Origin of the sequence: Campylobacter sp. RM6914, from assembly GCF_004803835.1 — a bacterium.
Classification (GTDB): domain Bacteria; phylum Campylobacterota; class Campylobacteria; order Campylobacterales; family Campylobacteraceae; genus Campylobacter_A; species Campylobacter_A californiensis.
Genome location: NZ_CP012545.1, coordinates 457,432 through 478,398, shown reverse-complemented (window position 1 = coordinate 478,398; position 20,967 = coordinate 457,432). Strand labels below are relative to the sequence as shown.

The 20,967-nt window shown below is 37.8% G+C and carries 25 protein-coding genes and 1 tRNA gene; 10 read left to right on the top strand and 16 right to left on the bottom strand.

The window, feature by feature from the left end; translation table 11 throughout:
* Window position 1: 1 nt before the first annotated feature.
* Complete coding sequence (locus tag CCAL_RS02555; RefSeq protein WP_170016247.1) at window positions 2–1,348, bottom strand: sodium-dependent transporter; 1,347 nt, start codon at window positions 1,346–1,348, stop codon at window positions 2–4.
* 238 nt (window positions 1,349–1,586) lie between these two features.
* Here CCAL_RS02555 and CCAL_RS02550 point away from each other — a divergent pair, with 238 nt between their 5' ends.
* A complete protein-coding gene (locus tag CCAL_RS02550; RefSeq protein ID WP_169936161.1) occupies window positions 1,587–1,889 on the top strand; it encodes a F0F1 ATP synthase subunit C in 303 nt (100 codons plus the stop codon).
* A 62-nt stretch (window positions 1,890–1,951) separates the two neighbouring features.
* Window positions 1,952–2,036 (top strand) — tRNA-Leu (locus CCAL_RS02545).
* A gap of 130 nt (window positions 2,037–2,166) precedes the next feature.
* Here CCAL_RS02545 and CCAL_RS02540 read toward each other — a convergent pair.
* From CCAL_RS02540 to CCAL_RS02475, 14 genes are all read right to left on the bottom strand, one after another.
* Window positions 2,167–3,018, bottom strand: a complete 852-nt coding sequence (locus CCAL_RS02540) for a universal stress protein (protein ID WP_169936159.1) — start codon at window positions 3,016–3,018, stop codon at window positions 2,167–2,169.
* A gap of 20 nt (window positions 3,019–3,038) precedes the next feature.
* On the bottom strand, window positions 3,039–5,243 hold the full coding sequence (locus CCAL_RS02535) for a polyribonucleotide nucleotidyltransferase (RefSeq protein WP_169972086.1): 2,205 nt from the start codon (window positions 5,241–5,243) through the stop codon (window positions 3,039–3,041).
* A complete protein-coding gene (locus tag CCAL_RS02530) occupies window positions 5,233–5,937 on the bottom strand; it encodes a phosphoribosyltransferase family protein (protein WP_170016245.1) in 705 nt (234 codons plus the stop codon). The genes CCAL_RS02535 and CCAL_RS02530 overlap by 11 nt, the downstream gene beginning before the upstream one ends.
* Window positions 5,937–8,117 carry an LPS-assembly protein LptD gene (locus CCAL_RS02525; RefSeq protein ID WP_170016243.1) on the bottom strand — a complete coding sequence of 727 codons (2,181 nt, stop codon included), beginning with the start codon at window positions 8,115–8,117 and terminating at the stop codon, window positions 5,937–5,939. The genes CCAL_RS02530 and CCAL_RS02525 overlap by 1 nt, the downstream gene beginning before the upstream one ends.
* Window positions 8,107–8,562 carry an RDD family protein gene (locus CCAL_RS02520; RefSeq protein ID WP_170016241.1) on the bottom strand — a complete coding sequence of 152 codons (456 nt, stop codon included), beginning with the start codon at window positions 8,560–8,562 and terminating at the stop codon, window positions 8,107–8,109. Before CCAL_RS02520 ends, CCAL_RS02525 begins: the two co-directional genes overlap by 11 nt.
* Entirely contained in the window at window positions 8,559–9,806 is a 1,248-nt protein-coding gene (purD, locus tag CCAL_RS02515; protein ID WP_170016239.1) for a phosphoribosylamine--glycine ligase, read from the bottom strand. The genes CCAL_RS02520 and purD overlap by 4 nt, the downstream gene beginning before the upstream one ends.
* Window positions 9,807–10,036: 230 nt before the next feature.
* Window positions 10,037–10,672 (bottom strand): uroporphyrinogen-III synthase, encoded by a 636-nt coding sequence (locus CCAL_RS02510; protein ID WP_170016237.1) that lies wholly within the window; start codon window positions 10,670–10,672, stop codon window positions 10,037–10,039.
* Window positions 10,673–10,728: 56 nt separating this feature from the next.
* Window positions 10,729–11,907 carry a multidrug effflux MFS transporter gene (locus CCAL_RS02505; protein WP_170016235.1) on the bottom strand — a complete coding sequence of 393 codons (1,179 nt, stop codon included), beginning with the start codon at window positions 11,905–11,907 and terminating at the stop codon, window positions 10,729–10,731.
* Window positions 11,908–11,972: 65 nt separating this feature from the next.
* On the bottom strand, window positions 11,973–12,476 hold the full coding sequence (locus CCAL_RS02500; protein WP_170016233.1) for a DNA-deoxyinosine glycosylase: 504 nt from the start codon (window positions 12,474–12,476) through the stop codon (window positions 11,973–11,975).
* Complete coding sequence (locus CCAL_RS02495) at window positions 12,463–12,864, bottom strand: MmcQ/YjbR family DNA-binding protein (protein ID WP_170016231.1); 402 nt, start codon at window positions 12,862–12,864, stop codon at window positions 12,463–12,465. The genes CCAL_RS02500 and CCAL_RS02495 overlap by 14 nt, the downstream gene beginning before the upstream one ends.
* Before the next feature lie 50 nt (window positions 12,865–12,914).
* The gene (locus CCAL_RS02490; protein ID WP_169999830.1) at window positions 12,915–13,553 is read right to left on the bottom strand and encodes a cupin domain-containing protein; all 639 of its coding nucleotides are present in this window, start codon (window positions 13,551–13,553) and stop codon (window positions 12,915–12,917) included.
* Between the two features lie 135 nt (window positions 13,554–13,688).
* Window positions 13,689–14,402 (bottom strand): hypothetical protein, encoded by a 714-nt coding sequence (locus CCAL_RS02485; protein WP_170016229.1) that lies wholly within the window; start codon window positions 14,400–14,402, stop codon window positions 13,689–13,691.
* The gene (locus CCAL_RS02480; RefSeq protein ID WP_172285048.1) at window positions 14,389–14,799 is read right to left on the bottom strand and encodes a hypothetical protein; all 411 of its coding nucleotides are present in this window, start codon (window positions 14,797–14,799) and stop codon (window positions 14,389–14,391) included. Before CCAL_RS02480 ends, CCAL_RS02485 begins: the two co-directional genes overlap by 14 nt.
* A gap of 285 nt (window positions 14,800–15,084) precedes the next feature.
* Window positions 15,085–15,822, bottom strand: coding sequence for an XRE family transcriptional regulator (locus CCAL_RS02475; protein WP_169971873.1), 738 nt, complete (start codon window positions 15,820–15,822; stop codon window positions 15,085–15,087).
* 141 nt (window positions 15,823–15,963) lie between these two features.
* Between CCAL_RS02475 and CCAL_RS02470 the strand changes: the two genes are divergently transcribed.
* Window positions 15,964–16,161: a hypothetical protein gene (locus CCAL_RS02470; RefSeq protein ID WP_169971874.1), complete on the top strand. Its 198-nt coding sequence runs from the start codon at window positions 15,964–15,966 to the stop codon at window positions 16,159–16,161.
* On the opposite strand, the gene CCAL_RS02465 is transcribed toward CCAL_RS02470, so the two are convergent.
* Window positions 16,118–16,318, bottom strand: coding sequence for a hypothetical protein (locus tag CCAL_RS02465; protein ID WP_169971875.1), 201 nt, complete (start codon window positions 16,316–16,318; stop codon window positions 16,118–16,120). The two genes, CCAL_RS02470 and CCAL_RS02465, sit on opposite strands and share 44 nt — an antisense overlap.
* A 107-nt stretch (window positions 16,319–16,425) precedes the next feature.
* Here CCAL_RS02465 and CCAL_RS02460 point away from each other — a divergent pair, with 107 nt between their 5' ends.
* From CCAL_RS02460 to CCAL_RS02435, 7 genes are all read left to right on the top strand, one after another.
* Window positions 16,426–16,593 carry a hypothetical protein gene (locus CCAL_RS02460; protein WP_169971876.1) on the top strand — a complete coding sequence of 56 codons (168 nt, stop codon included), beginning with the start codon at window positions 16,426–16,428 and terminating at the stop codon, window positions 16,591–16,593.
* A 10-nt stretch (window positions 16,594–16,603) separates the two neighbouring features.
* The gene (locus CCAL_RS02455) at window positions 16,604–18,598 is read left to right on the top strand and encodes a Mu transposase C-terminal domain-containing protein (protein WP_172285047.1); all 1,995 of its coding nucleotides are present in this window, start codon (window positions 16,604–16,606) and stop codon (window positions 18,596–18,598) included.
* Between the two features lie 162 nt (window positions 18,599–18,760).
* The gene (locus CCAL_RS02450; protein ID WP_169971878.1) at window positions 18,761–19,660 is read left to right on the top strand and encodes an ATP-binding protein; all 900 of its coding nucleotides are present in this window, start codon (window positions 18,761–18,763) and stop codon (window positions 19,658–19,660) included.
* 2 nt (window positions 19,661–19,662) lie between these two features.
* Window positions 19,663–19,881, top strand: coding sequence for a hypothetical protein (locus CCAL_RS02445; RefSeq protein WP_170015091.1), 219 nt, complete (start codon window positions 19,663–19,665; stop codon window positions 19,879–19,881).
* 64 nt (window positions 19,882–19,945) lie between these two features.
* A complete protein-coding gene (locus CCAL_RS02440; RefSeq protein WP_169938895.1) occupies window positions 19,946–20,308 on the top strand; it encodes a DUF7768 domain-containing protein in 363 nt (120 codons plus the stop codon).
* Window positions 20,309–20,437 carry a hypothetical protein gene (locus CCAL_RS09435; RefSeq protein WP_257792143.1) on the top strand — a complete coding sequence of 43 codons (129 nt, stop codon included), beginning with the start codon at window positions 20,309–20,311 and terminating at the stop codon, window positions 20,435–20,437.
* The gene (locus CCAL_RS02435; RefSeq protein ID WP_172285046.1) at window positions 20,424–20,912 is read left to right on the top strand and encodes a host-nuclease inhibitor Gam family protein; all 489 of its coding nucleotides are present in this window, start codon (window positions 20,424–20,426) and stop codon (window positions 20,910–20,912) included. The genes CCAL_RS09435 and CCAL_RS02435 overlap by 14 nt, the downstream gene beginning before the upstream one ends.
* Window positions 20,913–20,967: the final 55 nt, after the last annotated feature.

Sequence of the window (20,967 nt, the reverse complement as noted above, 5' to 3'; positions counted from 1 at the left end):
ATCAACTGCCAAAAATTTGATAAAGCATGATAGCAATTATCGCAAGCGGAGTAATATAACGAAGTAAAAAATACCAAATTTCAAACACTTTCTCATTCATAAATGATCCAAAAAGTGTAAGTAAAGCCTCTTTTTTAAGCATAAATCCAACAAAAAAGCTAAATACAATGGCACCAAACGGCATTAAGACGTTTGAAGTAGCATAGTCAAGAAAGTCAAACATCGGCTTACCTAAAAATGTAAAACTCTCAGATGTCGGCTTATAGTAAGAAAATATACAAAATGCACCCAAGACGTATACGACCATACCGATATAAATCAAAGCATTTAGACGAGTTATTTTAAATTTATTTACAAGATAAAAGACAAATGGCTCTATCATGGAAACCGCACTTGTAACACCTGCAAACAAAAGTGATGTAAAAAATGCAACCGATAAGATGTTACCCACTATTCCAAGCTTTGCAAAAAGAGTCGTTAAAGATACAAAGATAAGTCCTGGTCCAGCCTGTGTAGTGTCTCCGCCGTAAGCAAAAACAAAGGTAAACACGACAAGCCCCATCATGATACCGATTAAGATATTTATAAATATGATAGAAAGCGTAGCTTTTACCAAATTTGTTCCGTCAGAGAGATTTGCAGCGTATGTAGGAACAGTGCAAACGCCCATGGATAGTGAAAAAAACGCAAGACCAAGAGCCATCAAGACTGTATCTGCAGTTATAGCACCAAAATTTGGAACAAATAAAAATTCAGCCGCTTTTAAAAATCCATCAGCCATTGAGAACGAATAAAACAGCATTAAAACCAGCAAAACAAAAAGTGTCGGCATCATCCATATATTTAGCTTTTCTATACCGCCCTTTATGCCTTTTGAAACTACAAAAAATACAATAAAAAACACGACACTAAAACAGATTAAAGCACTAAAGACATCGCCGCTTAAAAGCAGGCCAAATATCGCTCCGGCCTCTGACACATCTTTAGGAAGCGCAGTAAAGCTTATGTATATATAGTATAGGATCCAGCCGATAACAACCATATAAAACGAAGCTATCAAAACAGCCGTTATCATAAAAAACCCTGTAAGTGACCATGCTTTTTTGTGTTTTGGTGCTAATTTATACATGGAATTTACTATATCCGTCTCACCTAATTTTCCTATGCTCAATTCAGCCAAAAAAGCAACAAAAGCAACACCAAAGGTAAGAGCCAGATAAAGCACTATGAAGGCAGAGCCTCCGTTATTTCCAACCATAGTTGGAAATTTCCAAGCATTACCAAGTCCTACGGCAGAGCCTGCCATCGCCAAAACAAATCCTATTTTTGAAAACTTATCATTTAACATTTGTAGCCTATTTTAAATTTTTTTTAAATAAATCAAACGATACCATAAAAATCATAAAAAAACTTTTATTTTTGAATAACTTTAAGAAATTTTACACTGTTTTAAAAAGCTTATGTTTTTATTTGAAACACAGCATAAAACTTTAAGAAAATCAAAGCTTTATTTTTGTATCATACGACTTCAAAAGTCAAGTAGGGGACAGATCCGAAAGCTTTTAAAAATTTCACAAGGAGTTACGATGAAAAAAGTCGTATTTTTAATGTTAGCTCTTGCTGGTTTTGCATTTGGCGCAGACGGCGAGATGGTTAGATCTTATTCTGTTATCGCAGCCGGTATCGGTCTTGGTCTTGCTGCTCTTGGCGGCGCTATCGGTATGGGTAACACAGCTGCAGCAACTATTAGCGGTACAGCTAGAAACCCTGGCGTAGGTTCAAAACTTATGACCACAATGTTTATCGCACTTGCGATGATCGAAGCACAAGTTATTTACGCACTTGTTATTACACTTATCGTTCTTTACGCAAACCCAATGCTTGGCTAAGCGCTAGACGTTAAATTTAGCCCCATTCTTGGGGCTTTTGTTCTTTCTTAAAAATTATTTTTGCGATCATGGTGGAATTGGTAGACACGCTATCTTGAGGGGGTAGTGCCAGCAGGTGTGCGAGTTCGAGTCTCGCTGATCGCACCATACACTTAAATTTAAACCGTCTTACATATCTTATATAATTAGGCTCAACTGTTAAAAATATTTATTGACTTTGTGATTTATAAAATTTTATAAAAGAGGACAAAACGGCAAGAGTGCCGTTTTGCGTGGATTACATAAATACAGGGATATTTGTATGCTCTAGGAAAAATCTTGATGTTCCGCCAAGCACCATTTCCATTAAGCCATTTTCTCCGTGTCTTCCGGCTACTATAAGGTCGGCATTTGCTTCATTTGCCACCTTAAGAAGAGCTTCGCCCGGTATAGAAGTTGTATCTACGACATCAAAAGTAGCTTTTATGCCGTGAAGACCAAAATACTCTTCAAGCTTTTTAAGATTAATCTCCGCATTTTCTCCAAGGCTTGCCTTAGATGTTACGCAATGGACATTTTGGGCACGTTTTAAAAGATCTAGTGAACTAGTTAACGCACGTGAACTTTGTGGAGTAGCCGTCCAGCTTACAAGGATATTATTTGCACTAAATTCTTTTAAATTTCTTGGTATAGCTATCACGTTTTTGCCACTTTTTATAACAGCGGCTTCAAAAGTCCCGGTTATCTTACCGTTTAAAGGAACGGCAGCAACAACCATATCACAAAATTTAGACTCTTGCTCTACTATCGCGCTACGCTTTCCTTGATGTGTTACGAAATTTGCAGTGCACATGCCATCTATTGACTTGTCACTGATTTTAATATCAAGCTCTTTGCAAATTCGTTTAAACATCGCTTCATTTTGCTCGTGTTCTTCTTTCATGTCCGCCTTTGCCGACTTTAAAAATTCCTCAAACAAAACTCCGCCTCTTAACGTCATTTTCATGTTATAAACAATACTAGGATCAAGCTGGCAAGCCATGATCTCCATGTGTGAATGAAACCACTTTGCAACTTTTAAAGCACCATAAACGCGTTGCTCTATATCATCACCTGCGCCTATTGGAAATAAAATCTTTTTATACTTCATATCAGATCCTTTGTGAAATTTTACTCTGCTAAAGATAGCGAAATTTTATTACCTTTTTGTTCGCTAACTACAACCTCTACAACATCGCCTACTTTTAGTGGAGTTTTTATTTTAGATATATGTAAAAGCCCGTCTACACCATCTTTTAACTCGACAAAAACACCAAAATCGACAACATTTTTTACAGCACCTTGAAATTTATCTCCGATATTAAACGTAGGTTTTGCTCTATCTTTATCACGGTCGCGTCCGTGTGGTTTTTTAGAAAAACCTCTTGAGTTATCTTTTGACGTGATTTCTATAATATAATCTTTTGCCGCATCAACATTTCTCTTAGCACCACCGGCTATTTTAACCTCACCTTTTTCTCTATCAAGATCAATTGATACTTCAAAGCGTTCGATTATCTCTTTTATGGTTTTGCCGGCTTGTCCGATGATATCTACTATCTTACCCGGATCAACACTAAAGAGTTCAAGCTTTGGCAAAATTTCTTCATTAACAACGATCGCATTGTCTGCTTCTTCCATTAAATTTAAGATATGCTCGCGACCGCGTTTTGCCTGTTCAAGCGCCTCTTTAAGAACTTCAAGGCTAATTCCGCCAAGTTTTATATCCATCTGAAGCGCAGTTATACCGTCACGACTTCCAGCGACCTTAAAGTCCATATCGCCATCATGGTCTTCAAGCCCCATAATATCGGTTAAAACAGCATGCTTGTCGCCTTCAAACACAAGACCCATCGCAACTCCCGCAACTAACTTTTGCGTGTCTACACCAGCTGCACGAAGCGCCAAAGAGCCACCACAAACACTTGCCATAGAGCTTGAGCCGTTACTTTCTAAAATTTCAGAAACAACACGCATTGTATATGGGGAATTTACATCTATACTTGGAGTTAGTGCACGTTTTGCAAGGTTGCCATGTCCTAGTTCACGTCTGCCCGGTGCCTTAAGAGGGCTTGCTTCGCCAACGCTAAATCCAGGGAAGTTATAGTTAAACATAAATTTTTCTACAAGAGCTGTTTTTTCTGTTAAGATATCATACATCTGTGCATCACTGTCAGTTCCTAGCGTAGCAACAACCAAGGCTTGTGTCTGACCGCGAGTAAACAAACATGAGCCATGTGCATTTGGCAGGACATTTGTTTCAATGCTTATTGGACGAACCTCGTCAAGTCTTCTGCCGTCAGCACGAATTCCTTCGTTGATGATTTGTTCGCGGACGATTTTTTTCTTAAATTTACCAAGAACATTTGAGATAACGCCCTCTTCCCATCCTTCTTGCTGGGCTATTTCGTCGCTTAAAATTTGCTTGGCTATCTTTGTAAGCTCGCTTGCACGCTCGCTTTTTGCCATTTGGTTGATAGCATTTTTAACATCGTTTTTATAAAATTTATCGATATAAACAGCTATGTTTTCATTTTCTATTTCAGGTTTTAGCTCAAGGACTGCGTCATCTTTTTTATGTTCTTTAAATGCCTCTTCGTAGGCATTGCTCGCGCGAAGTATCGCCTTAGCCGCAAAGTCTATCGCCTCGACCATTTTATCTTCACTAAATTCATTCATGCTTTGTTTGTCGATAATGTTATCTTCAAGGCTAGGACTCATTATCGGATCAATAGCCGCGATAGGTATTATCTGTGCACTTTGTTGAGGGAGGCTTCTCATCTCTATCATCAAAAGTTCATCTTTTGTACCTGCCACGTAAAGATCAAGCGCGCTCTCTTTTAATTTAGAATTGCTTGGATTTATGACGAATTCATCATCTATATATCCAACCCTAACACCGCAAACAGGACGATTAACCGGTATATCACTTAGATAAAGTGCAACCGAAGCCGCATTAAGTCCTACAACTTGCAAATCAACCTCTGGATCTGCCGATAGCACCATAACAACTATTTGTGTAGGATAGGCGTAGCCTTTAGGAAAAAGTGGTCTTAAAGAGCGGTCAATAATACGCGCTGTTAATGTTTCAAAATCACCCGGCTTAGTTTCACGCTTTACATAACCACCAGGTATCCTTCCTGCGGCGTAAGCTTTTTCTATATATTGGACGGTAAGCGGTAAAAAGTCCTCGCTAACTTGCGTATCTTCCCTAGCCACCGTAGCCAAGACAACCGTGTTTTTAACACGTAGTAAAACCGCCCCAGCTGCTTGTTTTGCAACTTTATTTAGGTCGAAAATTTCAACCTGATTATTTACTTCTATACTATATTGCATTATTTTTCTCTCCTTGTTGTTTTTGTAACGGTAAATAGTAAGGACTCTCTTCTAAAATAGACATTATACTTTCACTTGTTACGGCTATCTTTTTAGTATAATAACTATCCACATCTATAAAGTCGGCTATTTTATTTATCATATAAATTTCATCTACTAAATCATTTAAGCTAGCAGCCACATCGGTTGCTATGACGGGTGTGGCATACGCGATTGATTTTACTTTTAAGCCCATTAAAGTCTTTATGCAAACTGATGCGGTAAGCCCTGTTTCGCAGCCTTCATCTATAAGCAAGATATTTCTATCTTTTAGCTTGCCAAGTAAATTTCCTTTTCTATACTTGTATACGTTTTTTAAAATTTTCTCTTCATATTTTCTATGTGCTTCGCCGTATACAAAGTCATAACTTATATTAAAAGCTCTTATCAAGGCATCATCTAAAACAATATCTTCGGTTTCACTTACTATGCCTATGCTACACTCCGGGTTATTTGGCGCAAATATCTGTTCGCTAAACAGCATCTCGTAGCTAAGCCCCAGACCTTTGCATATAAAATCCGTCAGCAAAACAGAATCAAGCGACATACAAACCACTATGGTCTTTCTGTCGACGAGCTCCTTTTTTGGTAAAATTTCAAGTAGTTTCGCCGCCGCATCGAGCTGGTCTTTAAATTTATCTATATTTTCAGCCATTAGCTACTTCCGGTGCTAGGGTCAGACTCTACTGAGAAATCATAATTAATACCGCCCATAGGGTAAAAATTTACAGTAAATAAAAAGCCGTTTACTTTTCTTGTAGCTGAACCATCGGTTGTAGTTACAGGCTCTATGTCTTTTTTGTATATAAGACCGTAGTTCCAACATTTTCTATGATGTAGCACGCCAACACTCCATGTCTTCGTATAATCCCGCTCAAGGTTATATTGCCAAGCGCCTGTTAATTTATACTGACGAGGCAAATTTATAGATGTATAGCTAGTTAAATAGCTGTCCTTATCAGAATTTCCTTTTTTTAACATAGTATGCATAATGCTCGCACCAAATCTATCATTTGAGTATCTTGCTCCGCTTTGAAGCTTTTTAAATTCATTATCTACATGAGAATACTCAAGCTTGTTGTAAAAAGATAAATTTTTAGTCGGATATAGTGCGATGGTATTTTTTAAATTTCCATACTCGTCTTCGCCGGTATAGTATCCTTGAGAAATGGTATGCCTTATAATTTTTCTGCCTTCTGAGTTGTAAAAATACTGAGTCGCATATGCTAAAAATTCATCTTTTGTTTTTTCTTGTGCTAAGAAATTTTCGTATTGGTTTTTAAGCCCTGCATATACGGTACCCGAGTAAATATACTCATCACTTAGATCACCCCTATTATAGCCTTTTTTGATATATTCGACACCAAAATTTATAGCATGAAAGAAGTCATCATAAGGCTTAGCAAGGTCTGTGTGAAGCGCTAGTCTGTGATAATTATTTACATAAATATCGCTCTTGTCCTCGCTTAAATCAATCGCAGAGATTGCTTTTCTATTATAATCTATACGGCTTGCATAGAAATTTTCATAAAAAGAAAATGTCGCAGCTTCGTCGAATACCGGCAAGTGAAATGAAACAGGAACATTTAACTCATACTGAGTCGCCGTTACACCGATATGACGGTCGTATCTATGCGACTGAACATCAACAGAGTAAAGCAAATTTGGCAATACTAAAGTGTCGGTAAATTTATGATACTGAAGACTTGGTAGCTCTTGAAGGGTGGTTTTGTTTTCATATCTGCTACCTACTTTTTCAGTATCTATATAATACTTCGTGTAAGCTCCCAAAAAGTGCTTTTCATTTGCTATAAAATAGTTAAATTTAGAAGTCACCAACGAGTCAAAGTCGTCTTCTCTTCCCTTTAAATTTAAATAGTCTATGTCATTTAAATCAGTAGCATTTATCCACAAACCCTCTTGTAAAGGTGCGTCAGTTAGGTATTTTACAAGTTTATCGCGCTCATACTCAAAGCTAATACCTTTGTGAGTTTTATTTTTTAGACTTAGCTCTTTTGTGTTTTTATTTGCCTCTCTTTCGCGGTAACTCTCACGGTCTCTAAAGGCTCCAAAACTAAACTCTCCTCTTGAATCAGGCGAATCAACAAATCTAAACGAACCATAAAGTCCAGCACCTCTTTTGGTTCGTATTTGTGGGTCAAGCTGCAAGTCCCACTCGTTATACGGGGCAAAATAAACAGGCTGTTTAAAATAAACCCCCTCGCCTGCACTATATCCCATATCAGGCGGCAAAAGTCCGGTTCTTCTAGTAGTATCTGTTGGAAATCCAAAATACGGAAGGTAAAACACCGGAGTATCGCCGACAAATGGTAGATCGACGGTAAAAACCGGGTTAAACATATGCAAAAATTTGCTTTCTTTATTTAACATGGCAGAGCTTGAAGATATACTCCAGTCCGGATCTTGCACATTACAACTTGATACTAAAGCTCTTTTTGTGCGGTAATACTCATCATCAGAGCTACTTTCGTCGCTCTTCATCCAGACTTCCATCTCTTTATCCATCATAAAAAGCGCTTCAAAACTACTTTCGTTGTTTTTTAGATTTATCTTTGCATAACTTGAGCGTGAAATTTCTCCAACACCTTTCATCATGTTTACATTGCCAAAGAGTTCTATTATGGAATTATTTTGATCATAAATAGCACGGTCAGCCGTAACAAGGTATGTTTGAGAGTAGACAACAACGTTTTTTTCGGCAGTTATTACACCGGCTTCTTGGCTTACGTTATCGGCTAAAAGCTGGACATTTTGGATATCGGCAAAAGAATTTAAGCAGCAAGCTAATGTAAGCGGTAAAACTTTACGCAACATTTACTACGACCGTCTTTGCTAACTTATCATGCCATGTTTGACGAGCCGAGTTGCCAAATGCCCATACAAATCCAAGATAAAAAGACATCTCGCCAAACACTCTCATAGCCGCCCTTGAAAGACTAGCCGCCAAATTTGGCTTATCAAGGACATCAACATCTATGCAAATTATTTTCATCATGATTTTACCGATACTGGCACCATAATACCAAGTAAAAAATGTCTGGTATATTATCTTTAAAACCACCATCTGAAAGACAAGCGCCGAGGCCAATAAAACCGTCTCTTCATATGTGGTCACTTGCGCAAATTTATCCCAGTAAATCACCATAAACAAAATGCTTATAAGCACCTCATCTATGCAAAACGCATAAATTCGTCTTGCAAAACTTGCCAAAGAGATATTTTCTCGTTCAAGCTTTTGGATTATCGTATCTGCGCTCATCTAAGAGCCTGCCAAGCTATATCTTTGCGGTATTGCATGCCTTTAAATTCTACATTTTTACAAAGCTCATATGCTCTTTCTTGCGCATTTTTTATACTATCTCCAAGACCTACACAGACCAAAACACGTCCACCGCTAGCATAAATTTCACCATCTTTTTCACTAACTCCTGCATAAACTAAATGTGAATTTTCAGGAATTTGCTTAACGCTTATCTTTGCTTTTGGTGAATTTTTATAAGGGTAATTTTCGCTTGATATCACAACACCGACAGCACATTGTGCTTTTAGCTTAACCGCTTCAAGCTTACCATTTGCCGCATTTAGTAAAATTTCACTCAAGTTTCCGTCTATTAAAGGCATTAACACTTCGCACTCAGGATCGCCAAATCTCACATTAAATTCAAGCACATAAGGCTCATCGCCAACCACCATAACACCTACAAAGAGCACTCCGCAAAAAGGCGCGCCCTCATTTTGCATACCTTTTAAAGTCGGTTTTACAACCTCATCCTCAAGACGTTTTATCAAATTTGCACCAGCCAATGGACTTGGGGCATATGCGCCCATTCCGCCGGTATTTGGACCTTTGTCGTTATCAAGAAGACGCTTATGATCTTGAGCTACAGGCAAGCTTACAAAATTTTCTCCATCGCAAATAGCAAAAAAGCTTAATTCAAATCCGTCCAAATACTCCTCGACGACAACTCGTTTTCCGGCATCGCCAAAGCTATCTCCACTAAGCATATCACTAACCGCATCTTTTGCCTCTTCGTGAGTTTGAGCGATAATAACGCCTTTACCCGCACATAGCCCATCAGCCTTAACAACGACAGGAAGCCCTAATGTATCTATAAATTTAAATGCCTCTTTCTTATTGTCCGTATTTAGGTACTGCGCGGTTTTTATATTATTTTTAGCCAAAAAGTCCTTCATGTATGCCTTGCTACCTTCAAGTCTAGCCGCAGCTTTGCTTGGTCCAAATACAGCCAGCCCATGTGCTTTAAACACATCTACTACGCCGGCACTAAGCGGGGCTTCAGGCCCTACTATAGTAAGGTCTATGGCGTTATCTATGGCAAATTTGGCCAGTTGTTCAAAATCAGACGTTAAGACATTTTCGCCGATTTTTGAAGTTGCGCCGTTACCGGGAGCAAAATAGATCTTTTCAACATTTGTTTCGCTTTGTAGTTTTAAACCGATGGCGTATTCTCTGCCACCGTTGCCGATGATAAGGATTTTCATGTCTTCTCCGTTTTAAAAACCCGAGTGAGCGTCGCATAAAAGAGTGGCCCAAAATCAAGCCAATCTTGCAAATAGATGACTGACAAACGGTTGCAACTTCTCGCACCCAATGTGCTCAAACGAAGCCACATCACAAGACAACCATACATCTTCGCTAATACAATAGTGTTGGACCCCGTTAAAATGCTTACTCGCTTCACTCAGGCTTAGAAATTATATAAAAAATTTACTTAAACTAACGTTTTGGCTATGTTGATACATTCATTTACGCTTTGAAGCTGTGATATTTTTAAATTTTTAGCAAATTTAAGCTCGTTTGCAGTAGTTTTACCGATAGCAACCACCTTATAACTCTCGTCAAAGCCAAAATTGTTGATAAAATTTCTAACAGCAGATGGAGCGGTAAAGATTATCACGCTACCATTTGGCGGTCTCTGCTCGTCTTTTAATGGCTTGTATAAATTTTCATAAGCTATGATCTGATCTATGCTAACGCCATCGTTTTTTAAAATTTCAAAGATATTTGAAGCGGTGGTTTTGGCTCTTAAAAAAACAACTTTTTTCGCAGCCAAAAACGGCAAAATTTCATGCGCAAATTCATTTCCGTGAGCATTTTTGGCAGTATAAATTTTATTAAAGCCAAACTCCATCGCAGCCTTACTTGTCGCCTTACCTATGGAGTAAATTTGCAAATTTTCAACTGGTAAAATTTCATTAAATTTTAAAGCATTTATGCTGTTTTTTGAAGTTATAATAAGAGCGTCGTAATTATTTAAATTTACATCAAATTTTAAAAAAGAAATTTCGTTTAAAACAAGTGTTTTAACACCTTCAAATTTTAAATCAGAACCGACTAGATAGATCATTTTCATCCTTTTGTCGGCTCATTTTAACGTATTTATTTAAATTTCTATAAATTTAGCTATCTTGCCTTTAAATATCCAAATTTATTTACCATCACGAACGATATAAGCACACCTAAAAAACACAAGCATATCACTATAGTCGTGCTGACAAATATATCTCCAAGCCCAACAAGTGGCGAAACTATACCACCTAGGAAAAACGGGCAAAAACCAAGCATAGCAGATGCCGAGCCCGCATACTCTCTGCCACAATTCATCGCAAGTGCCGAAGATATCGGCAGTAAAAAGCCCGTAAAAAACATCTGGACAAAAAAGCAAGACACCACAAACCAAACATCAAGTCTTAACCCAAAAACCACGCTAAGATACACGCATGAAACAAAAAGTCCTATAACTCCGACATAAAGAGAGCGCCTTTCTTTAAGCTTGCTTGAGATACCGGCACCAACGCTTAAAGCAAAGCCGTTTGCACCAAAACAAAGTGCATACTCAACTTCACTAAGACCAAATACCTCTTGTAGTATAAACGCACTTGAAGCGATATACGCAAACATTCCGCCAAGCGCAAATGTTAAAATCGCAACAAAAAGCATAAATTTTTTATAAAGTATTATCTTTTTGTAAATACCGTATGTCTCAAGCAACGGCACGCTCATGCGGCGATGCGAAACAAGGCTCTCTTTGAAGTTAAAATTTGCGATAAAAAGCACAATACCTATCACGCTAAGTACAACAAAAATCCCGCGCCAGTCTGTAACTTTAAGCAGGAACGATCCGCCGATAGGAGAAAGAATGGGTGCTAGCGAATTTATAACCATCATGAGTGAGAAAAATTTAGTCATCTCATGACCGCTGTAAAGATCACCTACTACCGCACGAGCGATAACTACGCTGCCCGCACTTGAGAGTCCTTGGATAACCCTCATAAAGATAAACATCTCGATACTTGCGGTAAAAAATATACAAATCGTGCTTATAGTATAGATGATAAGCGATATCGTAAGAGGCAGTTTTCGTCCGAATTTATCACTTATAGGACCGATTAACAACTGTCCGATCGCAAGTCCTGCCATACTTGTGGTAAGGGTGAGTTGCGTAAGCGAGGTTGAGGCGTTAAACCAATGCGAGATAGACGGAAGTGCTGGAAGATAAAGGTCGATGACAAATGGTCCAAATGCGGAAAGTGCACCCAAAAAGAGCAATAAAAATATTTTTGAATTATGTTTGCGTTTCATGATTTCCTCAAATTTTAAAGGGGCGATTATACTATTTCAAACTGAATTTAAATGAAATTTGGATTTCACTTATTTAGTATAACCGCATACTCTTTTATAAGTCTTTCGAGGCTAAATTTGGCATTTCTAGGGCTTGTCGAAGGAAGAGGCGTGACGTTTTTGCCCGTTGCTTGTAAAATTTCGTCTTTTAAAAATTTGTTGCAAATTTCATAAGCTTTACCGCCGTTTGCATAAACTTGCCTGATCTTTGCCGTATCAAAAATCGGACTTAAATTTACAGGAATTATCCGCCTCATATCAGCGTCACTTGAACCCTTTATCTCGCACATCAAAGCGGCGTCATAAAGGGCGATCTTATGTTTTAGCAAAAACTCTATCTTGCCATTTGTCTCTTTTGGAATTTGCTCGTTAAAAAGTGAAGCAAGAACTTTATAAAAGCGATTTTGAGGATGTGAATAATAAAATCCGGCCTCACGTGAGATAACTGACGGAAATGAGCCGAGTATTAAAATTTGCGAATTTTTATCAAAAATCGGCTCAAAAGGATGAGTATAACTAGCGCTTTTCACTTCGCTTGCTCTTTTTAGCGCTTAATGTAAAGCTCTCGTCTATGAGGTCAAAAACTTGTTCTTTTGAGATATCGCTGTTTAAATTTATGCTTACCCAGTGCTTTTTACTCATATGATACGCCGGGATTATACGAATTTGATCGTGCAAAAGATAAGCAAGAGATGGATCGCACTTTAAATTTAAAAGTTCGACTTCGCCTTTAAATTTCTGCCTTGCCTCATCGCTAAAATCAAGACTTTTAGCATCTGCCGATAGTATGATAGCAAACCATTTTTGGTTGTCCTTATGTCTAAAAACATTGATTTTAGGGTATTTTTCAAACACCCTTTCGCCCTTTATATCAAATTTATCTTTTATGTGGCTTGCGATACTTTCTTTTAGACTCATACTTTTCCCTTTTAAGATAATCACAAAATGTATTTTACCTCAAATTTATTTTAATCCCTTGTAACGATCAAAAGCATCTTAAATTTATCCATCACCTTTAGTCCATGTGGAACTTTACCGGGCATCACGATACTATCGCCCTCTTTTATGTTAAATTTCTCATCACCTATGGTAAGATCAAGCTCTCCGTCAAGCGCAACCAAAAGTGCGTCTCCTGGTGCTGCATGCGTAGAAAGTTGTGTATTTGCACCAAAACTCATCAAAGTCACAGTTGCTTTATCGTTTTTAACAAGAGTTTTACTTACCACCTTGCCATCTTGATATCCTACCGCTTGGACTAGGCTAAATACAGCCGCCTTATCTAAATGCTCTATCATTACATTCTCCTTAAAAGTTATCAAAATCAATTTACTCTGCTTTTTTGCAACAAATTTACGCCAAACACCATTTTCTATAAGACAGCTCTCGCCCGTTTTTAGCATAACTTCCCGAGTGTCATAGGTAAGCAAAATTTCACCGTGCACTACCCATGCAAGGCAGTCTGAAAAAAGCTTTTCTTTATCGATCTCCTCACCTTCATCAAGAGCGTAGATATCTGTGTGTAAAATTTTATTTATAAATAATCTTTGACTAACTATGCTAGCATGCTCCATCAAGATATCATTGGTGAAATTATAAATTTTTGCCATTTTTATCCTTTTTATTTATTTCGGATAATTATAGTATGATTTAAAAATGTTTTTATAGATGTAGGTCAAGGGTCAAGGGAGTAGATAAAATATTAATGATTATTTTCTTTATATTGGCTCAAATTTATATCATTTTTACCAAATTCTTTCTTCTAATTCCTTTTGATAAATTTTATATAATTCAATAAAAATATTATCGATCAATAATAAAATAGAAAACCATAAAAAATAATTTCTTGCATGCTCATCTTGATTCTTCAGCACAGTCAAATCTGGTAAATTTTGCTGGTAAGATAGTGTATTGTGTGCGATTCTGTTTCTTTGACTGTATAACAACTCGTATTTATCTTGAATTGTATTTTCCACTAAATTATTTTTATTTTTTAAATATTGATTTTCTTTTATAATATTACTTTTAGAAAAATTTTCAAAAGAGCATTGGTCCCATATTGCTAAATTTGTATTTTCAAAAACGCTCTTTACAAATTGAAACGAACCCTCTTTTACTCTTTTTTTAATATCTGCATTATCAAAAAGATTTAAATCTTTTATTTGCTTACATAGTGATTTGTATATATCATTCTTTGCCTTATATGTTGAGCACTCTCCTAGTTGAAATTTATTACTTAAGAAATCTCTTCTAAATTCAAAGTCGTTGGTTGCGATTTCCCATATTATGCATTTCATTTTTTGTTCTTGATAACCTGTCATTTTTAGAAAAGTAGACTGCATTATATAGTCGCATAGCGGGTATGTTTCCACACCTGCGCCTATACCTGAACTGGCAATAATAGTCTCTTTTAAAATAACCGACATTGATGTTAAAATAAAATCATCATACTTGCTCATATGTTACATCCCTTATAGCATATTTGCTGTATATCTCTATGGAACTGCCGATCCTTGATTTAAGATATTTAATTGCGCTTGGATTTTTTTTATGTAAATACACATTTTTAAACTTTGCAATTTCTTGATTTAACTCGCCAAGCAACTCATCTTTCTTTTCAAGTTCTATTTTAAATTTTTTAAACATAATAAAATAGATCAACCCAAACAACTTAACGTCCATATCAATAATTGATTCATATTTTGCAAATAAACCAAGCTCAGATAAAGTTTTTTCTATACTATTAAATACAAATTCATGATTTGTATCTTTAAAAATATCATAATATGACACAAATAAATTAGACGTATTTTCTCCCACTAAAGAATAAATATACTCTTCATAATATTTTTCCATTTTTCTAGCAAATCCTTTAGCTAGACCATCTTGACTGCCATCTTTTTGATATTGTGATAAATCTTATGCAAAAGGTAAAAAAGTGAGAATGGTAAAAAATATGGAGCAAATAGCGTAATGGTCGGTGTTTTATGACTTAGAGACATAAGGTAAAAAATGAGAAACTAAAATGCAAAATTTGCAAAATTTACGCATTTTTTTCATATTTTGAAAGTTAAGCTTCAAACTGCTTCAAAAATCGCTTCAAAACTTCAAAAATTATTTCAAAGTTACGTAAAATAGGGCTTATGCCGAGATTACACCTGATGGAAGCACTTTTTTAACTACGCCCACGATTTTAAGCTGGTCTAGCTCGTCGTCCTCTACTACTATATCTTCATAAAGCTCATTCATGGAAGTTAGACGAATACGCTTTTTTATCGGGTCTTTAAGTAGCTTTTTGACATATAGATCACCACCGAGGTTTGCTATGACTATCTCGCCGTTGCTGGCCTCGTGCGTAGGCAAGACAAGCACCATATCGCCGTCTTTTAAAAACGGTTCCATGCTGTTACCAAGCACATTTATAACGTCGTATTGTCTAGCCGGTATACGTAATACATCTGTTAAAAAAGAAGCTGTAATCGGTATGTTTTTAAAGCTCTCATTGTCGTTATTTGCACCGTATCCAGCGGCTGCACTAACGCTAGGGAAAAAGCGTAAATTTATAAGCTTATTTTCTTGTTCGCTTATGGTGTTTTTTAAGTGTTGCAGCTTTTCTGCTTTTTTTAGACTAACGTCATTACTTACGACACGACTTACGTCATTTTTTATGCTACTAACGTCAAAATTGTCATCTAAAAAATACCCAATAGGCACTTGAAAAATTTGAGCCATTTTTTGCATCAATTTTATGTCTGGGATACTGGTGCCATATTCATAATTTTGTAGAGTTCGACTTGTAATACTTAACTTATCTGCCAATTCAGATTGGTTCAACCCTTGCTCTTCTCTTATTAAACGAATTTTTTTTCCTAAAACCATTTTTATCCCTTGACAAAACGAAAATATTTTCGTATAATTTCAAAACCACTTAAGAAATAATACCTTATAAAAGGCAAAAAATTTCTTAACTGAGTTCTTTTAAATTTCATTGTTAAACCAAAAAACTTTAAAGGAGCAGGTATGAGTAAAATAAGCGAGCTTAGAACAGAGCAGTCTAAGCAAAGAGATGAGCTGATCGCTAAGATGTTCTTAGAAGAGGATGCCGAGGTCGTGCTTTGTAGAGAAAAAAGAGCTTTGCAGGGGTATGATTTAACCCCTGTAGTCATACTTTTAGCTAACGAGCTTCGCAAACTTCGTCAATCATCTCAAGAGCGGTAATATAGCGATTTGTGAGATATTTCACGCTATCTTCGGGTAGCCCGTGAGATTTTAAGTTTGACTTGGAGGCTATACGTTTAGCCTCTTTAAAGCATCCAAGTTTCTCTAATATATTTAGAGCCAGTCGCTCTTTAGCGTTTTGGCTTAATTTTTCCATTTTAACGACTCCTTTGTGTGAAATTTGTTGGTAGCATAATTATATCAAAGGGGTCTTTAAAGTGGAAATTTGGTTTAGTAATGAAATTTCTAGTAAAGGAGTAAAAGATGGGAAAGAGAGTAACGCCTGTCGCAAAGGCGGTAAAGCAAAAGATGAAATACGATCTAAAAGACTACTGCGAGATGCGCGGGCTTAGTCTAAGTAGCTTTTATAAGGGCTACATTAGCAAAAAAGCTAAAAAAGTGCTTGAAAAAGACGGGATAAAAGTAGCGTAAGGCGACAAATATGTGGGTAAATAGCAAAGAGGCGGCGGCGATTTTGGGCGTGAATTTAAGAAAACTACAAAGATGTGTAGTTAAAGCCCAAAATAGCTGTCAAAAAATTTTAACTATTGATACGAAATATTTTTCGTATTCATACACCGATGGCATCGGTCGTGGCGGCAAAGTCCTCCAAATCTGGATCGACGATGAAAATAGCAATATAAAAAAGGAAAATATCAATGAAAGCGGTCTTAGCGCAATGGATAGCGTGGTTAATACTAATAGCGATAGTCGCACCGACTCTGACGGCGGCGTGGACGCTAGATATGATGAGCGCTTTTGTTTGGAAAATGTGCGAGATAGGGAGTTTGGCGGGGATAAAAATGTTTGCGTATGCGCACAAGATAGCAAAAAATTAGCGGTAAAAAACGAAACCAAAGCCCCCATAAACATAAAAATCAAGGATTTAGAAAACATGAACAAAGCAAAAGCCGTAGCCGAACTAAACGCCTGTCCAAAAGGTATGAGTAAAACGCTATGGGGCAAAGGCGTGGCGGAAAAATACGGCGTGAGCCTAAAGACGCTTTACGCGTGGGCTAAAGAGCAAAAAATAGATGAAGTGCAAGTAAGCGACGATGAGTTAAGCATTGATTTTAAGGCTAGTTTTAAAAGCTCTAGCTTTGAGATGAGCGCTTTAGAGTGGGCGGTGGGATTTATGCTGCATAACCCGCTAAGCTCAAAGACATTCACATACGAGCAACTTGAAATTTACGCACGCAAAAACAACCTGAAAATAGGCTCTTACAAGAGCTTTGCGCGTCTTATCGCAACTCCCGAGATAAAAGCCATGCTACTTCGTGCAACCGCAGGCGATAGAGGGGTCAGAAACGAGATAGCTTCGTTTTTGATACGCGATCTAAACTGCTACGAGAGCATGGAGCTAGTCTGCGGAGATCAGATAGTGTTTGACTTTAACGCGATAAGCCCCGACGGAGAGGTAGTAAATCCAAACGCATACGTGTGGATAGATATGGGAAGCGGAGCGATAATAGGCGTGGACGTAGTTTTTGGCAAGTATAACCGTCTAAGCGTGGGAAATAGCCTAAAGATGGCTCTGCGCTTTGGGGTGGCGGATGCGATATATACCGATAACGGCAAACCCGAGCTAAGTAACTACATCGAGCAGGTGCGAAGTCAGCTAAGCGGCATAAAATTTAAGGACTTTGACGACTTAGCGCCAAATATGCGCCACAAAAAAGCAAAGCCGGGCAACTCGAGGGCAAAACCGATAGAAAATATATTTAACCACGTCCAACGTCGAATGGCTGAAATGATCATATCAGAGTGCGGCGGTGGGGTGAGCTATCACAAAGATAAACGCGAAAATCAAGAAATTTTAAAAAAATATATGAAGGAAAATCCGCTTGATTTCGAGGCGTTTATAGCTTATTTTGAAAAAGCGGTCAGATGGTGGAACGAACACTATAACGCAAACCGCAAGATCTATCCTATGGCATCGTTTTTAGAAAAACTAGAACGCAAACCAAAGGCGGTGTTTGACGAAACTACGCTTGATTTTATATTTAGCGAGCGTAGAAGCATAAAGGTAAAAAATAGCTCGGTAAGCCTAATGATAATGAATGAAAGACGAACTTATAGTCATCCAAAACTAAGCAAATTAAACGGCGAGAGCGTGGAAGTAAGGATAAACGAAAAAGACTACGAGCACGTAAATATCGTAGATATTGATAAGCATAAACTAATCTGCGAAGCAGCACTAATGGATAGGGTCGATCCTAGAGATCACGAAAAAGTCCGTGCGATAATCGCAAGAAACGAAAGCGTGGTAAGAGCCGTCCGTGAGGCGTTTAGCTACTACTCAAATCTATATAAACGCACAAATACCATCACGCCTTACAGCGGCCTAGCACACGAAACCAAAGTGAAAAATGAGAAAACTAGAAAAATCAATAAAAAAATAGCGATGAGCAACGAGGAGCTTTTAAATGCAATGTGAGAGAAGGCACGAAGTAGGATGCAAACTGCTTTGCGTCCGTGTCTTCTCGAAAAGGCGGAGTATATCGCAAAGCGATACGAAGCCGCACACCTAAAAAATGCTTTATGTGTCAAAAAAAAAGATATTTGGCAGATATAACGTTTTTAGAAAGGAAACGCAGTCATGAATTTAAAAGAGAAATTTGAAGCGTGCAAGGCTTACGGCGTAACAAACGCAGTTTTAGCAAAGCATATCGGCAAGGGAGAAGGCACCGTAAGCGGTATTTTAAACGAGAAATACGATTCGGCGAATGCAGAGCTTTACAGGGCATCAATCGAAGCGTTTTTGGACAAAATAATCGCTAAAAACACGCCTACAAATGACGTGTGTGTGCCTAAAAGCGAAGTTTGGCTAAGTCTGGCTCAAGAAAAAATCAGAGATAGGATTTTTAAGATGAATGCCACAAATTACAGCTTTTTTGAGTTGATTTTAGGCGAAAGCGGTATGGGTAAAACATACTTGCTAGAAACGGTAACGTGCGAACTTGGCGGCATATATGTAAAAGCACGCAAAAGCCTAAGCGCAAGCGCATTTATGAGCCTGCTTTTAAGAGCGGTGGGCGAAAAGCCGGGTCACGGAAACACGGATGATAAATTTGAGCGTTTTTGCGAGGTCATAAGTGCGAATAAAACGCGTCTAATCGTAATAGACGAGGCGGATTTGTTCGTGCGAGATAATGATTTGACATTTGAGCGAAAATTTGAGCTTTTAAGAGAAATTTACGAATATGCTAAACGCAAAGAGCTTGGCATAACGGTAATAGCCGTAGGACTTAGCGTGCTTAAAAAGCGAATTGATAAGCTTGGCGGATATTTGCAAAGCCGTTTAACCTATTCGCCAGAGATGACGTTAAGCCGTGATGAGCTTTTAAAAATAGGCGAGATGTCGGGGCTTGGTAGCGATGTATGCGAGTTTTTAGCCGGGGGCGATAACGCGCGCTTTTTTGAAAAAACGGCGCTAAATATGGCGATAGGCTACGAAGAGCGAGCGGCCGCAAACCTAGTATATCAAGTAAGGAGATAAAGATGAGAGTTGATCAGGCAGAGGGACTTAGGCAGATCGTAAAGAATTTCGAGGATAAGGGCTTTAAGATGAGCATAAATGCAAAAGGCGAGATAACGGGCGTAAGGCTAGGAAAAATGATAAAAGGAAACAAGGCAGACTACTCAAGTTCGCTTTTTAGGCAAATAGGCAGATATATCATCAGAAAATTCGACGGCAAGATTGTGGATACCGCAGCTTAGATTTGATTTTTCGGGCGCTTCTTGGAGCGTCTCATAAAATCAAATTTTTAAGAAAGGATAATAAATGAGTAAAACAACTATGAGGCTTGTCTATGTAGCTACGCCTTATGCGGGATTGCGCGGTGTAAGCGAATTAAATCGCCCATTCTTAGCAAAACGCATAGCTAGAGATACTTGCAAAAGAGTAAGAGAAGCTGGATATATGCCTATTAGCCCTATACTGGCTTTTAGCGAGATATTTGACGAGCAAAAAGATAGAGAGCAAGTGCTTGAAGCCGGGCTTGAGCTGCTTAGCCACTGCTCTTATGCGTATTTTTATGACTTGCATCCAGATAGTCATCTTAGCGAAGGTATGAAAAAAGAACGAGAATACGCAAGAGAGCTTGGCATAACCGAGCTTGATTTAGACGGCGGGTTTGGCTTTTAAATGGCTTTGCGGATAGTTAAAAAAGCTAGTAGAAATTTAGCTATCTGCCTAAAATACGGATATGTCTTAAAGGCAAGACATATCAAGAAATTTAAAGTAGAAAGGGAAGTAAAAAATGCAAATAAATAGTTTTAGCGACGTAGATGTCGCTTTAAAAAGATTATGCGAAGTAAGCGTAGGGATCGAAAAAATCAACGGTGAAGTAACGCTTGAATGTAACAGAATAAAAGAGGCTAGAAAGAGCGAGGTTGAAAGGCTTGAGAGCGAAAAGAACTTTATCGAGCAACAAATCACTATATTTTGTGAGGATAATAAAGCCGAATTTGCCGAAAAAAGAAGTAAAGAATTCACATTTGGCGAGATCGGTTATCGCATAAGCAAGAGCGTAAGTATACCTAAAGTAAAGGCAAAGCTTGAAAGCCTAATCAGCTCTATAAAGGCGTTTGGACTGGCCAAAGAGTGCATAACCTATAGCGAAGTTCCAAACAAAGAAGCTCTTGCCGAGCTAAAAGACGAGGACTTGGTAAAGCTTGGACTAAAAAGAGTGGTAAAAGACAACTTTAGAATAGTGCCAAAGATTGAGAGTTTGGAGGTAGGAAAATGAAAGAGAGTGTATTTCAAAGACTATGGCGTAATTTTAATAGTTTAAAAGATGACAA